Annotated in this window: 15 protein-coding genes; 8 read left to right on the forward strand and 7 right to left on the reverse strand. The window is 51.9% G+C overall.

Annotation, left to right across the window (positions count from 1 at the left end):
• The first annotated feature begins 78 nt into the window (after positions 1-78).
• Positions 79-1,524 (forward strand): metalloprotease TldD, encoded by a 1,446-nt coding sequence (tldD, locus tag ACMYSL_RS02950; RefSeq protein ID WP_182235086.1) that lies wholly within the window; start codon positions 79-81, stop codon positions 1,522-1,524.
• 45 nt (positions 1,525-1,569) lie between these two features.
• Here tldD and aaeR read toward each other — a convergent pair whose 3' ends face one another.
• On the reverse strand, positions 1,570-2,499 hold the full coding sequence (gene aaeR, locus ACMYSL_RS02955) for an HTH-type transcriptional activator AaeR (protein WP_182235085.1): 930 nt from the start codon (positions 2,497-2,499) through the stop codon (positions 1,570-1,572).
• A 132-nt stretch (positions 2,500-2,631) separates the two neighbouring features.
• Between aaeR and aaeX the strand changes: the two genes are divergently transcribed.
• From aaeX to aaeB, 3 genes are read left to right on the forward strand one after another with little or no spacing between them, the layout of a single operon-like run.
• A complete protein-coding gene (gene aaeX / locus ACMYSL_RS02960) occupies positions 2,632-2,835 on the forward strand; it encodes a p-hydroxybenzoic acid efflux pump operon protein AaeX (RefSeq protein ID WP_002918640.1) in 204 nt (67 codons plus the stop codon).
• A gap of 7 nt (positions 2,836-2,842) precedes the next feature.
• Complete coding sequence (gene aaeA / locus ACMYSL_RS02965; protein ID WP_110272818.1) at positions 2,843-3,775, forward strand: p-hydroxybenzoic acid efflux pump subunit AaeA; 933 nt, start codon at positions 2,843-2,845, stop codon at positions 3,773-3,775.
• 5 nt (positions 3,776-3,780) lie between these two features.
• The gene (gene aaeB / locus ACMYSL_RS02970; RefSeq protein ID WP_304253775.1) at positions 3,781-5,748 is read left to right on the forward strand and encodes a p-hydroxybenzoic acid efflux pump subunit AaeB; all 1,968 of its coding nucleotides are present in this window, start codon (positions 3,781-3,783) and stop codon (positions 5,746-5,748) included.
• A 148-nt stretch (positions 5,749-5,896) separates the two neighbouring features.
• Here the strand turns inward: aaeB and yhcN-B are convergent, their stop codons facing one another.
• The 3 genes from yhcN-B to argR form a co-directional block, all read right to left on the reverse strand.
• On the reverse strand, positions 5,897-6,163 hold the full coding sequence (gene yhcN-B / locus ACMYSL_RS02975) for a DUF1471 family stress response protein YhcN-B (protein WP_049114908.1): 267 nt from the start codon (positions 6,161-6,163) through the stop codon (positions 5,897-5,899).
• A 105-nt stretch (positions 6,164-6,268) separates the two neighbouring features.
• The gene (gene yhcN / locus ACMYSL_RS02980) at positions 6,269-6,532 is read right to left on the reverse strand and encodes a peroxide/acid stress response protein YhcN (RefSeq protein ID WP_110272820.1); all 264 of its coding nucleotides are present in this window, start codon (positions 6,530-6,532) and stop codon (positions 6,269-6,271) included.
• Positions 6,533-6,886: 354 nt separating this feature from the next.
• Positions 6,887-7,357 carry a transcriptional regulator ArgR gene (gene argR, locus ACMYSL_RS02985; protein ID WP_110272821.1) on the reverse strand — a complete coding sequence of 157 codons (471 nt, stop codon included), beginning with the start codon at positions 7,355-7,357 and terminating at the stop codon, positions 6,887-6,889.
• Between the two features lie 413 nt (positions 7,358-7,770).
• Here argR and mdh point away from each other — a divergent pair, with 413 nt between their 5' ends.
• Positions 7,771-8,709: a malate dehydrogenase gene (mdh, locus tag ACMYSL_RS02990; RefSeq protein ID WP_304253772.1), complete on the forward strand. Its 939-nt coding sequence runs from the start codon at positions 7,771-7,773 to the stop codon at positions 8,707-8,709.
• Between the two features lie 81 nt (positions 8,710-8,790).
• On the opposite strand, the gene degS is transcribed toward mdh, so the two are convergent.
• From degS to zapG, 3 genes are all read right to left on the reverse strand, one after another.
• On the reverse strand, positions 8,791-9,852 hold the full coding sequence (gene degS / locus ACMYSL_RS02995; protein ID WP_142512728.1) for an outer membrane-stress sensor serine endopeptidase DegS: 1,062 nt from the start codon (positions 9,850-9,852) through the stop codon (positions 8,791-8,793).
• An 86-nt stretch (positions 9,853-9,938) separates the two neighbouring features.
• Positions 9,939-11,306, reverse strand: coding sequence for a serine endoprotease DegQ (gene degQ, locus ACMYSL_RS03000; RefSeq protein ID WP_112213529.1), 1,368 nt, complete (start codon positions 11,304-11,306; stop codon positions 9,939-9,941).
• Positions 11,307-11,478: 172 nt separating this feature from the next.
• Positions 11,479-11,877 carry a Z-ring associated protein ZapG gene (gene zapG / locus ACMYSL_RS03005; protein ID WP_110272824.1) on the reverse strand — a complete coding sequence of 133 codons (399 nt, stop codon included), beginning with the start codon at positions 11,875-11,877 and terminating at the stop codon, positions 11,479-11,481.
• Between the two features lie 190 nt (positions 11,878-12,067).
• Between zapG and zapE the strand changes: the two genes are divergently transcribed.
• The 3 genes from zapE (at position 12,068) to rpsI (ending at position 14,256) form a co-directional block, all read left to right on the forward strand.
• Entirely contained in the window at positions 12,068-13,201 is a 1,134-nt protein-coding gene (gene zapE, locus ACMYSL_RS03010; protein ID WP_434661333.1) for a cell division protein ZapE, read from the forward strand.
• 218 nt (positions 13,202-13,419) lie between these two features.
• Positions 13,420-13,848, forward strand: coding sequence for a 50S ribosomal protein L13 (gene rplM, locus ACMYSL_RS03015; protein ID WP_004106200.1), 429 nt, complete (start codon positions 13,420-13,422; stop codon positions 13,846-13,848).
• 15 nt (positions 13,849-13,863) lie between these two features.
• Positions 13,864-14,256, forward strand: coding sequence for a 30S ribosomal protein S9 (gene rpsI, locus ACMYSL_RS03020; protein WP_110272826.1), 393 nt, complete (start codon positions 13,864-13,866; stop codon positions 14,254-14,256).
• The last annotated feature ends 305 nt before the right edge of the window (positions 14,257-14,561 follow it).

Genomic DNA, 14,561 nt, shown 5'->3' on the forward strand with positions numbered 1-14,561 from the left:
TTGCCGCCTTCCTGCAACTTGAACTATTTAGGGTATCTATTTCCGCCTGATACGCGGCAACAAACGAGTAGCATAACGATGAGTCTGAACCTGGTAAGTGAACAATTACTGTCGGCAAATGGCCTGAATCATCAGGATCTGTTTGCCATTCTTGGCCAACTGGCCGAGCGCCGTCTGGATTACGGCGATCTCTATTTTCAGTCGAGCTATCACGAGTCCTGGGTTCTGGAAGACCGCATCATTAAAGATGGTTCGTACAATATTGACCAGGGTGTCGGCGTGCGTGCGGTGAGCGGCGAAAAAACGGGCTTTGCCTATGCCGACCAAATTAGTCGACTGGCGCTGGAACAGAGTGCGCAGGCGGCCCGTACCATCGTGCGTGACCACGGTGATGGCAAAGTCCATACTCTTGGCGCAGTAGAATACAGCTCCCTCTATACCAGTATCGATCCGCTGCAGAGCATGAGCCGTGAAGAGAAGCTGGACATTCTGCGTCGGGTGGACAAAACCGCCCGTGCCGCCGACAAGCGGGTGCAGGAAGTTTCCGCCAGTCTGACCGGTGTCTACGAATTAATTTTGGTCGCCGCGACGGATGGCACGCTGGCGGCTGATGTGCGTCCGTTGGTTCGCCTTTCCGTCAGCGTGCTGGTGGAGGAAGAGGGTAAACGCGAGCGTGGTGCCAGCGGTGGCGGCGGTCGCTTCGGCTATGATTATTTCCTTACCTCTCAGGATGGTGAAGTGCGCGCCGATGCCTGGGCGAGAGAGGCCGTGCGTATGGCGCTGGTGAATCTGACAGCCGTTGCCGCACCTGCCGGGATGCTGCCAGTGGTACTGGGCGCGGGCTGGCCTGGCGTACTGCTGCATGAAGCGGTGGGTCACGGTCTGGAAGGTGACTTTAACCGTCGCGGGACCTCAGTCTTCAGCGGCCATATGGGCGAACTGGTGGCCTCAGAACTGTGTACCGTAGTTGATGACGGTACGATTGCCGATCGTCGTGGTTCTGTCGCTATCGACGATGAGGGCACGCCGGGTCAGTATAACGTGCTGATCGAAAACGGCATTCTGAAAGGCTATATGCAGGACAAGCTCAATGCTCGCCTGATGGGTGTGGCGCCAACCGGCAACGGTCGTCGCGAATCCTACGCGCATCTGCCGATGCCGCGCATGACCAACACCTACATGCTGGCGGGAAAATCCACACCGCAGGAGATTATCGAATCGGTTGATTACGGTATCTTCGCACCGAATTTCGGCGGTGGTCAGGTAGATATTACTTCCGGGAAATTTGTCTTCTCTACTTCTGAAGCCTACCTGATCGAAAAAGGGAAAGTGACGAAAGCAGTGAAGGGGGCGACGCTTATTGGCTCCGGGATTGAAGCGATGCAGCAGATTTCGATGGTTGGCAATGATCTGAAGCTGGACAGCGGCGTCGGCGTCTGCGGCAAAGAGGGCCAGAGCGTGCCGGTTGGTGTCGGCCAGCCAACCCTCAAAGTGGATAAACTCACCGTTGGCGGTACTGCCTGATACTTCTCCAATGCGCTTTCGCATCCTGCGAAAGCGCAAATCAACTTAGCGGGTGATTCCGCGCCCGTGCATACCCTGGTAAATTTTTGCCACCTCAACGAAATATTCCGTCAGAGAGTTAATACACACCTGCACCTTCAGAGGGAGTTTGTCCTTCTCGGTATAGAGCGCATAAACCGGGCGCGGATCGGACTGGTAGCTCGGCAGCAGGATCTCCAGTTCGCCACGATTGATCTCCTCGATCACCCACATCAGCGGAACGTAAGCGACGCCGACTCCCGCCGTAAGCCAGCGCACCAGCGTCATCGGATCGTTAGTCACAAAGCGTCCCTGCGGGATCAGCTTGGTTGAGATCCCTTCCGGGGCGATGATTTCAAACTCGTTATCCGGGCGAACGCTGTACTCAAGCCAGGAGTGGCCGGCAAGGTCTGCGGGTTTGTCCGGACATCCTGCCTGATGGAGATAGCTTTTCGCGGCGCAGAGCACCATCGGCATCGACCCCAGGCGACGGGAAAAGAGGCCGGAATCCTGCAAGGCGCCTACGCGAATCACCAGGTCCAGGCCGTCAGCAATGAGATCAGGGGCGGGGATGCCGGTCACCAGGTTTATCGACAACCCGGGATACTCTTTGAGCATTTCGGCGGTAATGCGAGCCAGGACATTCTGTGCCATAGTTGAAGAACAGCCGATGCGCAGCGTACCAATAGGCGTGTTGTTAAAAGCGTATAGCTGCTCATGGACATCCTGGGCTTCGAATAGCATTCGCCGGCAGCCCTGGTAGTAGATTTTCCCTGCTTCTGTTAAACCAAGGCTGCGAGTGCTGCGGTTGAGCAGCTTAACCTGCAGCTCATCTTCCAGTTTGGCTACAGTCTGACTGATGGAAGAAACGCTCATCTGGAGCTGGCGAGCCGCGGCGGTAAATGAACCTAGTTCCACCACTCTGGCGAAAACGGACATACGTTTTAGTCGTTCCATTATTCACTCTGGCTTAAAAGTGATTTAGATCACACAATATAGATAAGACTGCAATGATTACGCTAATATACTGTTAGCTACATAATAAATTCATCACAGCTTGCCACCTGTACGCTTCTTATCAAGGTCATCATGAGTCTGTTTCCTGTCATTGTGATTTTCGGTTTGTCGTTTCCGCCGATCTTCTTTGAATTGCTATTGTCTCTAGCCATCTTCTGGCTGGTGCACCGCCTGCTGGTTCCAACCGGCATTTATGATTTTGTCTGGCACCCGGCGCTGTTTAATACCGCGCTATATTGCTGCCTGTTTTATCTGATATCGCGTTTGTTCGTTTGAGGTCGATGTGAAAACACTAACAAGAAATATCCTCCGTACCGCAATCACTGTGATACTGGTTATCCTCGCATTTATCGCGATTTTTCGCGCATGGGTGTATTACACCGCCTCGCCCTGGACGCGCGATGCGCGATTTAGTGCGGATATCGTGGCCATCGCCCCGGATGTCTCTGGGCTGATTTCGCAGGTGGATATTAAGGATAACCAACTGGTTAAGAAAGACCAGGTTTTGTTCGTTATTGACCAACCTCGTTACCAGAAAGCATTAGCCGAAGCTGAAGCCGATGTCTCCTATTACCAGACTTTGGCGCAGGAGAAGCGCGTTGAGGCTGGCCGCCGTAACCGCCTTGGCGTGCAGGCGATGTCTCGTGAAGAGATAGACCAGGCGAATAACGTCCTGCAAACCGTTGAACATCAGCTGGCGAAAGCGACGGCGAACCGTGACCTGGCGAAGCTCGATCTGGATCGCACGGTGATCCGCGCCCCGGCAGACGGCTGGGTGACTAACCTGAACGTCTATAGCGGTGAGTTTATTACCCGGGGTTCTACCGCGGTGGCCCTGGTGAAACAGAACTCTTTCTATGTCATGGCTTATCTTGAAGAGACCAAACTTGAGGGCGTGCGCCCTGGCTATCGTGCTGAAATTACCCCGCTGGGAAGCGGGCACACGATTAAAGGTACCGTGGACAGTATTGCTGCCGGGGTGACTAACGCCAGCAGCAGCAGCGATGCAAAAGGGATGGCATCTATCGATTCCAATCTTGAATGGGTACGCCTGGCGCAACGTGTGCCGGTACGTATTCATCTTGATCAGCAGCAGGGGAACCTCTGGCCTGCGGGAACCACCGCGACGGTCGTTATTACAGGCAAAGAAGATCGCGATACCAGCCAGGCAAACTTCTTCCAGAAACTGGCTATGCGCCTGCGTGAGTTCGGTTAATCGTCATGGGGATCTTTAGCATTGAACTCCGGCACCTCCGCTTTGCCGTAAAATTAGCATCTGCGGTAGTGCTGGCGCTATTCGTCGGTTTTCATTTCCAACTGGAAACGCCGCGTTGGGCGGTGCTCACTGCGGCTATTGTCGCCGCTGGCCCGGCTTTTGCTGCCGGGGGAGAACCCTATTCTGGTGCGATTCGCTATCGCGGGATGCTGCGTATTGTCGGCACCTTTATTGGTTGTATTGCTGCGCTGGCGATCATCATTGTGATGATCCGCGCTCCGTTGCTGATGATGTTAGTCTGCTGCCTATGGGCGGGCTTTTGTACCTGGATCTCATCACTGGTGCGTGTCGAGAACTCCTATGCCTGGGGACTGGCGGGCTATACCGCACTTATCATCATCATTACCATTCACGCAGAGCCGATGCTGGCACCGCAGTTTGCCGTCGAACGATGCAGTGAGATTGTTGTTGGTATCGTCAGCGCTATCGTAGCCGACCTGCTGTTTTCACCGCGTTCGATTAAAAAAGAGATCGATCTTGAGCTGGATAATCTGCTGATTGATCAATATCGCCTGATGCAGCTTTGCGTGGCGCATGGCGATAAAGAAGAAGTCGATAAAGCTTGGAGCGCGATGGTACGCCGTACTAACGCGCTGGAAGGTATGCGCGGGAACCTGATTATGGAGTCCTCGCGCTGGGCAAAAGTGAATCAGCGCCTGAAGGCGATCAATACTCTTTCTCTGACCCTGATTACCCAGGCTTGCGAAACCTACCTGATTCAGAATACGCGCCCTGAAATGGTCACCGATGACTATCGTGAACTGTTTGCTGAACCAGTTGAAACCGTGCAGGACGTTCACCGGCAACTAAAACGGATGCGCCGCTTTCTGACCTGGAAGGGGGAGCATAATACCCCGGTGACGATTTACAGTTGGGTGGGAGCCGCGACGCGCTATCTGTTATTGAAGCGCGGAGTGGTCAGCAATACCAAAATCAGCCGCATTGAAAATGAAGTTCTTCAGGGCGAAGTGGTGGTTAAGGCTGAATCTGCCGAGCGCCATCATGCGATGGTTAACTTCTGGCGTACATCTATCTCCTGTATTCTCGGGACGCTGTTCTGGCTGTGGACTGGCTGGACTTCAGGTAGTGGGGCTATGGTCATGATTGCGGTGGTCACCGCGCTGGCGATGCGTTTGCCTAATCCCCGGATGGTGGCTATCGATTTCCTCTACGGCACGTTGGCAGCTTTACCGCTGGGTGCGCTGTTTTTCCTCGTGATTATGCCCGCGACGCAGCAAAGCATGCTGCTGCTGTGTATTAGCCTTGCCGTGATGGCGTTCTTTATCGGCATTGAGGTGCAAAAGCGGCGTCTGGGTTCGCTGGGGGCGCTGGCCAGTACAATCAATATTCTGGTGCTCGATAACCCGATGAAGTTTGAGTTTAGCCAGTTCCTTGATAGCGCTTTAGGGCAGATCGTGGGGTGTTTCCTCGCGCTGATGGTGATCTTGCTGGTTCGCGATAATTCACAGGCACGTACCGGACGCGTACTATTAAACCAGTTTGTATCGGCAGCGGTTTCTTCGCTGACGACTAATACGGCGCGACGCAAGGAGAACCATCTGCCGGCGCTGTATCGCCAACTTTTTTTACTGCTGAATAAGTTTCCTGGCGATATCGCGCGTTTTCGTCTGGCGCTGACCTTGATTATTGCCCATCAACGTCTGCGTGATGCACCTGTACCGATAAATGACGACCTGTCTGCGTTTCATCGGCAGCTACGGCGTACAGCCGATCGTGTTATTTCTGCCGGTAGCGATGATAAACGTCGATATTATTTCGCCAGACTGTTAGATGAACTCAATATCTATCAGGAAAAGCTACAGCACTGGGAAGCATCACCGCAGGTGACGGAACCCGTGCGCAGACTGGTGGAGATGCTGCATAAATACCAGCATGTACTGATCAATAGCTAAACGCCACCCGGCGATAAGCTGCGTAGATGCTTTAGCATTTGATGAAGCGGAAGAAGGGCTGGAAGGGAACTCGCGTTTTAACGCACGACAGAGACAAAAAAAAGCCCCCAACAGGCGGGGGCAAGTCGTCAGATGAGACGACGAGGGTTTATTTGTACAGCTCAGCCGTAGCATGCCAGCTGTCACCAGTACGAGCTTCAATAATACGGTAGCTGCTGGCGCCTTCTTTCTCGGCTTTAGCCGCCAGCTCCTGACGCATATCCATTGGGGCGCTACCTACTTGAGAAACGGAAACGGTACCCATAGATTGCAGATTTTGTGCCTGCTCAGCGTTAACTTGATTGACGGCAGCGTTCGCGCCAAAAGAGAGTACGGAAGCCAGGCCCAGGGATGCGATGATAATTGCGCTTTTCATAATCTATACTCCAATCATATTGTTTGCAGCGGCGGGAGGTTTCAATGCACTCAGGCCGCTGAGGGATATTCTGTATTTCAGCTAATGACCGACAATTGTTAAATCTTATTTATAAAGTTCTGCAGTTGCATGCCAGTGGTCACCAGTACGCGCTTCAATGATGCGATAGGAGGAAGCGCCTTCTTCTTGAGCTTTCTTATTCAGCATTTCGTGCATATCCATCGGGGAAGCACTTACCGCGCCGACGGAAATGGTGCCGATTGCCTGACGGCCTTGAGCTTGCTCGCTGTTAATAGAATCAGCGGCAAAAGCGCCGAAAGACAGAACGGAAAGCATGCTCAATGCGGCTACAGCGGTTTTGATTTTCATGATGTTGACCTCGTCGAATCTTTTTATTGGGGGTCTTTGTTTCGTGACCCTCATCACAAAATCAAGTATACACTAATCACTGAAAATATTAATACCGTGCTAATTGTTGTTCTTGTAAATAATTACAAAGAAATGTCTTCTTTATAACGTATAAGAATTAGAAATGTCAGTCTTTGGTCATGACTAACTTTTATAGTTAATAAAATCATATGGATATGATGATTTGATCTTTTGTGCGCTTCAGGGGGATTCATTAGGTAAAGGAATGTATAGAAGTGGAAAAACACACTAAATGTTAAAAAAATGCTGATTTTTTGAGAGGAAACCCTCTGGAGTTAACCAGAGGGAAGAAGCTTAGAGTTCTTGTTCAAACAGGACGAGAATGGCGTCATGCAAATCTTTAACGCTAAAACCTCTGGCTGGGGTGGTAAAGATAGTATCGTCACCCGCAATGCTGCCAAGAATACCTTCAGCCTTGCCTAAAGAGTCCAGCAGTCTGGCAATCAGCTGTGCTGCGCCAGGGCTGGTATGGATGACGACGACCGAATCGTTATAGTCGATATCCAGTACCAGATTTTTCAGCGGGCTGGAGGTTGTCGGGACGCCAAGCTCGGCAGGCAGGCAGTACACCATCTCCATTTTGGCGTTACGCGTACGCACTGCGCCAAATTTCGTGAGCATACGCGAGACTTTCGATTGATTGATATTATCGAAGCCTTCCTCTTGTAGCGCCTGTACGATTTCACCTTGAGAGCTGAATTTTTCTTCTTTAAGCAGCGCCTTAAACGCTTTAACCAGTTCTTCTTGTTTCGCCGAACTTCGCATAAGTCACCCAATTATGGTGGTAAAAACAACATCATTATGCATAACCATGCATTTTTATGCAAATAATCCGCAGGGGAGAAGCGTAAATAATGTTATGAAGGGGGCATATTTTAGCAAATAACCCTAATAAGGAACATGCCTGTGTCACGGCACGCAAATTGCTACAAAAGTAAATGAAATGTTATTAAATGATGTTGTTCTGCCCAATGGGCTGGGTGTATTGTAACCAACAGTCGATCCGGTACTACGCTTTGCTGGATGGTCAGTCTCAGGGAGGAAAATGCGAAGCTGTTGCATCGCTGCGCACGACCACGCATTCTTCAGCCATAATTATTGTAATTGTTCATCTTGTGAATTAAGGTCCAGGCGACGGAGTAACGAAAGACTATTTTAACCATAATAAGGAGTTTAGGATGAAAGTTGCAGTCCTCGGCGCCGCTGGTGGAATTGGCCAGGCGCTTGCCCTACTACTTAAGACCCAACTGCCTTCAGGTTCAGAACTCTCGTTGTACGACATTGCTCCGGTAACCCCGGGCGTGGCGGTTGATCTTAGCCATATCCCTACCGATGTAAAAATCAAAGGTTTTTCCGGTGAAGACGCAACCCCGGCACTGGAAGGTGCTGATGTGGTGCTGATATCCGCAGGTGTCGCGCGTAAGCCCGGCATGGATCGCTCCGATTTATTTAACGTTAACGCCGGGATTGTGAAAAATCTGGTGCAACAGATCGCCAAAACCTGCCCGCAAGCCTGCGTTGGGATTATTACCAACCCGGTGAATACGACGGTGGCGATTGCGGCCGAGGTGCTGAAAAAAGCTGGCGTTTACGATAAGAACAAGCTGTTTGGCGTCACGACGCTGGATATTATCCGTTCAAATACGTTTGTCGCTGAGCTGAAAGACAAATCTTCATCAGACGTTGAAGTGCCGGTTATTGGCGGCCACTCTGGCGTGACCATTCTTCCTTTATTATCACAAATTCCTGGCGTGAGCTTTAGCGAACAGGAAGTGGCTGATTTGACTAAGCGCATTCAAAATGCCGGGACCGAAGTTGTTGAAGCAAAAGCCGGTGGTGGTTCAGCGACGCTGTCGATGGGCCAGGCAGCAGCACGATTCGGCCTCTCTTTGGTTCGCGCAATGCAAGGTGAGAAAGGGGTTGTCGAATGCGCTTATGTTGAAGGCGATGGTCAATATGCCCGCTTCTTCTCACAGCCGCTGCTGTTGGGTAAAAATGGTGTAGAAGAGCGCCGGTCGATTGGCAAACTCAGCGCGTTCGAGCAACTGGCTCTGGAAGGGATGTTGGATACGCTGAAGAAAGATATCGCCCTCGGTGAGGATTTTGTGAATAAATAACATTTCACGAAAAGATACGCCGGAACCTCTGTTCCGGCTTTTTTGTCTATAGAAAACAATGCTCCCCATTCGGGGAGCCTGTTAATTGGTCGCTGGATATTCCTGTACGGCGATATGCAGGGTGATTTTCTTATCGTCACGCATAATCACCACCGGAATTTCCGAACCCGGGCGAATCTCCGCCACCTGATCCATCGTTTCCAGAGCTGACACTGCAGGTTTATCGTTAACCGAAATAATCACGTCGTTGGCGCGGATCCCTGCCTGGGCGGCAGGGCCTTCCGGCGCAACATCATTCACCACGATCCCCTGAAGCTGATCGATACCGCCTCCGCCCTGAGCATGTAAAGGCGCAATTTCGCGACCGCTGATGCCAATGTAGCCGCGAATGACGCGACCATCGCGAATTAGCTTATCCATGATCTTAGTTGCCAATTGGAAAGGAATTGCAAAACCGATCCCTTCAGGCGTTTCGCCATCGTTACTTTTATCAAATGACAGGGTGTTGATACCCATCAGTTCGCCCAGGGAGTTCACCAGAGCGCCACCGGAGTTACCGTGGTTGATTGAAGCATCGGTTTGCAGGAAGTTCTGGCGTCCGGTCGGGTTCAGGCCGATACGACCGGTGGCACTGATAATCCCCTGGGTAATGGTTTGCCCGAGGTTATAAGGGTTACCAATCGCCAGCACCACGTCACCGATATGCGGCACGCGTTTTGGGTTAATCGGGATGACCGGCAGGCCGCTACTGGCGTTGATTTTTAATACCGCCAGATCGGTGAGGGTATCTGAGCCAACCAGCAGCGCTTCAAAAACCCGACCATCCTGCAACGCGACGATTATCTGATCCGCATCGTTGATAACGTGTTTATTCGTCAGAATGTAGCCACGTTGATCCATTATCACGCCGGAACCAAGAGTCAGCTGATTTTGGCTGGTGTTGTTAAGGGCGCGGTTATACACGTTCACCACTGCAGGCGCGGCGCGGCGTACCGCAGGATTATAGCTGGCGGGGGATTCATCCGCGCTATCGTATTGCGTGGTCGGCGAAAGCTGCCATTGGCGCAGCGAAGGCATAATGGCCAGCAGCAGACCCCCGACGATCAGGCCGATGAGTATCGAACGTAAAAGCTTTCCAGACATGATGCCGATATCGTTGATGGATGGACAGGCGCAGCATAACACGACTTGTCCGGACATCGCACTGCGCGCGATGTCCGGAAAGAGGCTTAGCGCAGTAGCAGATAGATACTTTCGTTGCCGCGAATGACGTTCAGCGCAATAACCGCCGGTTTGCTTTCCAGAACTTTCCGCAGTTCAGCGATGGAGTGTACTCGCTCGCGGTTGAGGCCGATAATAATGTCGTCTTTATGCAGACCCGCTTGCGCGGCAGGGCTTCCTTTATCCACGTTATCAATGGCGACGCCTTTGGTCCCATCTTTCATCTGCCCATCGCTTAACGACGCTCCCTGCAAGGCAGGAATGATAAGTTCAGCGCTGGCGGTAGAAGAGGTGCTCTTATCCAGCGTGACCTCGACCTCGACGGGTTTACCATCGCGCAGTAACCCTAGCTTCACTTTGGTCCCCGGTTCGGTGGTGGCAATACGCGAACGGAGTTCGGCAAAGCTGTTAAGCGATTTGCCATTCAAGCTAACGATAACGTCGCCAGATTTGACCCCAGCTTTGGCGGACCCCGAGTTCGGTAGAACCTCGCTGACGAAGGCACCGCGTTGAACATCAAGATTCATCGCTTTGGCGATATCCGCGCTCATTTCCATGCCTTTAATACCCAGCAGGCCGCGTTTGATTTCGCCAAATTGAATAAGCTGCTGAGCGAGGGTTTGTGCCATATTGCTGGGGATGGCGAAACCAATACCGACGCTGCCGCCGCCTGGTGCCAGAATAGCGGTATTAATACCAATCAACTCGCCGTTCAGGTTTAGCAGCGCGCCGCCGGAGTTGCCGCGGTTGATGGACGCATCGGTCTGGATAAAGTTTTCCAGCCCTTCCAGGTTCAGGCCGCTGCGGCCCAGAGCTGAAATAATCCCGGAAGTGGCAGTCTGCCCGAGGCCGAAGGGGTTACCGACGGCGACGGCGAAATCACCCACCCGAAGTTTATCGGAATCGGCGATAGCGATTTGCGTCAGATTGCTGGGCTTTTGTAATTGCAGCAGGGCGATGTCGCTTTGCTCATCGCTACCGATCAGTTTGGCATCGAACTCACGACCATCGTTGAGCTGGACGCTAATTTTCTGCGCCTGGTTGATGACGTGATTATTGGTCAACACATAGCCTTTCGCTGCATCGATGATGACGCCAGAACCCAGACCTTCAAACGGCTGCGCCTGCTCTTGTGGGGCATTGTCGCCAAAATACTTCTTCAGCTCTTCCGGCATATTCTGTGCCGGAGAAGCCGTACCCTCAACCTGTACGCTCACCACCGCTGGCAACACTTTTTCCAGCATCGGGGCAAGGCTTGGCAATGCGCCCTGGCCCGGTACCTGTGTTGGTAATGACGCTGCAGCCGGAGGTAAGGCGGACAACGACAACCCAATGCTTAACGCTAACGCACTCAACAGCAAAGTCTGTTTCTTCATTAGATGCTGGCTCTCGTAATCTGAGGTGTATGGGAAACGTCCCGAATGGCCTGATGTTATTGAATTTTCGACCAGGTAACAATGTGGTCAATGTTTAAATTGTAGCCGGGATGAGAGATAGAGACGGGCGCTGAGGGGGCGCCCGGACAATATTTTTACTGCCGCTGGAGGATTAGTCGCGCTTCGCGCCACCGCGCAGCAGGCCGGATGCGCCTTCAGAGTAGTCGCGCGGCATCTGGACCGGAGCCTGATCGTTACCGGCTTCCGACTCTTCCAGACGATTACGGAATGGATTGGCGTCCGCCATGCTCGCTGGCAGCAGGTTGCTGGAGCTTTTCGCCATATGCTGATACAGCTGGCGGTAGTCATGTGCCATGTTATCGAGTAGCTCAGCGCTGTGAGCAAAATGGCTTACCAGCTCTTCACGGTACTCTTCCAGCTCTGCTTTATTCTTTTCCAGTTCGAATTGCAGCGCCTGTTGTTGGCGTAATTTGCGGTTGCCAAAACGCATTGCCACGGCACCAATGATAATACCGACGACTAGCCCAATTAGCGCATATTCCCAGGTCATGAACATCTCCCGTTGTTTTGTGGTTCCGTAGGGTGGCTGTTAGGCTCTCCGCCTGCGCCCGATAGTGCCACTATAACCGCTAATCCCACAGAAGTGGAATCCTGGCGTATCATCGCGTAGTGTAGAACGGCCTTTTTTTCGTCAATCGTGAGCTACAGCATTACGGTTTTCAAGGAATAACAATAAGATCATGCAAAGCCTGTCGCCAACATCGCGTTACCTTTCCGCTCTCAAAGAGGGCAGTCATCAGCCCGACGACGTTCAGCAAGAGGCGGTTAGCCGCCTTGATACCATTTACCATGAATTGCAGAATAAGCCGTCTGTCGCGCCGCAAAACAATGGCGGTCTGCGGGCAAAATTCGGCAAGCTGTTGGGCAAGCGCGAGCCGGTTGCCGAAACGGTGGCTGTGCGCGGCCTCTATATGTGGGGGGGCGTAGGAAGGGGGAAAACCTGGTTGATGGATATGTTCTATCAAAGCCTGCCAGGTGAACGTAAACAACGTCTGCATTTTCATCGCTTTATGCTGCGTGTTCATGAAGAATTAACCCATCTGCAAGGGCACAGCGACCCGCTGGAGATCGTTGCCGACCGTTTTAAAGCCGAAACTGACGTGCTCTGTTTCGATGAGTTTTTTGTTTCTGATATTACCGATGCGATGCTGCTGGGCGGCTTGATGAAAGCGCTGTTCGCTCGCGGCATTACCCTGGTAGCCACGTCGAACATCCCTCCTGACGAGCTGTACCGTAACGGCCTCCAGCGCGCCCGTTTCCTGCCCGCTATTGACGCTATTAAACAGCATTGTGATGTAATGAACGTTGATGCTGGTATTGATTACCGTTTGCGCACGCTGACCCAGGCGCACCTGTGGCTGTCGCCGCTCAATACCGAGACTCAGCAACAAATGGATAAGCTTTGGCAGGCTCTGGCGGGCGCGAAGCGCGAGCAGACGCCAACGCTGGAGATAAACCATCGTCCGTTGTCGACATTAGGGGTAGAAAATCAGACCCTGGCGGCTTCGTTTACGACGCTGTGCGTGGATGCGCGCAGCCAGCATGATTATATTGCGCTCTCACGACTGTTTCATACCGTGATGCTGTTTGATGTGCCGGTGATGACGTCGCTGATGGAAAGCGAAGCGCGGCGGTTTATCGCGTTGGTGGATGAGTTCTATGAACGCCACGTTAAACTGGTGGTCAGCGCAGCGGTGCCCCTGTATGACATTTATCAGGGCGAGCGGTTGAAATTCGAGTTTCAACGCTGTCTATCCCGCCTGCAGGAGATGCAGAGCGAGGAGTATTTGAAGCTAGAGCATTTACCGGGGTAAAACCGGGTACAAATCACATAAAGGGGTCGATCTTTGACCCCGACTTCTCTATAATCTTGCGACCCCACGTTACGAGAAGGTTTTTTTCCCAAAACTTTCTATGTGCCGGCATAGGCTATTCGAAGGGGTAGGTTTGCTGGACAATGTCGTGTGAACCTCAACTGACAAAACGTTTGGGTGTTCACCAACGTGTAACTTATTATTTGGGTAAGCTTTTAATGAAAACTTTTACAGCTAAACCAGAAACCGTAAAACGCGACTGGTATGTTGTTGACGCGACCGGTAAAACTCTGGGCCGTCTGGCTTCCGAACTGGCTCTGCGCCTGCGCGGCAAGCATAAAGCGGAATATACTCCGCACGTAGATACCGGTGATTACATCATCGTTCTGAACGCAGAAAAAGTTGCTGTAACCGGCAACAAGCGTGAAGACAAAATGTATTATCACCACACCGGTCACATCGGTGGTATCAAAGAAGCGACCTTTGAAGAGATGATTGCCCGCCGTCCTGAGCGCGTGATTGAAATCGCGGTTAAAGGCATGCTGCCAAAAGGCCCGCTGGGTCGTGCTATGTACCGTAAACTGAAAGTTTACGCGGGTAACGAGCACAACCACGCGGCACAGCAACCGCAAGTTCTTGACATCTAATCGGGATTATAGGCAATGGCTGAAAATCAATACTACGGCACTGGTCGCCGCAAAAGTTCCGCAGCTCGCGTTTTCATCAAACCGGGCAACGGCAAAATCGTTATCAATCAGCGTTCTCTGGAACAGTACTTCGGTCGTGAAACTGCCCGCATGGTAGTTCGTCAGCCGCTGGAACTGGTCGACATGATTGGTAAACTGGATCTGTACATCACCGTTAAAGGTGGTGGTATTTCCGGTCAAGCTGGCGCTATCCGTCACGGTATCACCCGTGCACTGATGGAATATGATGAGTCACTGCGTGGCGAACTGCGTAAAGCTGGTTTCGTTACTCGTGATGCTCGTGAGGTTGAACGTAAGAAAGTCGGTCTGCGTAAAGCACGCCGTCGTCCGCAGTTCTCCAAGCGTTAATTGTTTTCTGCTCACGCAGAACAATTTGCGAAAAAACCCGCTTCGGCGGGTTTTTTTATGGATAAATCTGTCATTATCCATACGGATCTGCCCTGTTCTTGCCACTTTTTCAGCATTTCCAGAATACCCTCACCACAACGCCTTCAAAATCTGGTAAACTATCATCCAATTTTCTGCCCAAATGCAGGTGATTGTTCATTTTTTGTTTAGATGATAAATGGAAATGATGTCACGCGAATGGGGTTTTTACATCTGGCTGACCATGCGTGGTCGGCAGCAGTACAATAATTCTGAATATACCTGGA

The sequence above is a fragment of the Klebsiella sp. MISC125 genome (assembly GCF_051131775.1).
Classification (GTDB): Bacteria; Pseudomonadota; Gammaproteobacteria; order Enterobacterales; family Enterobacteriaceae; genus Klebsiella.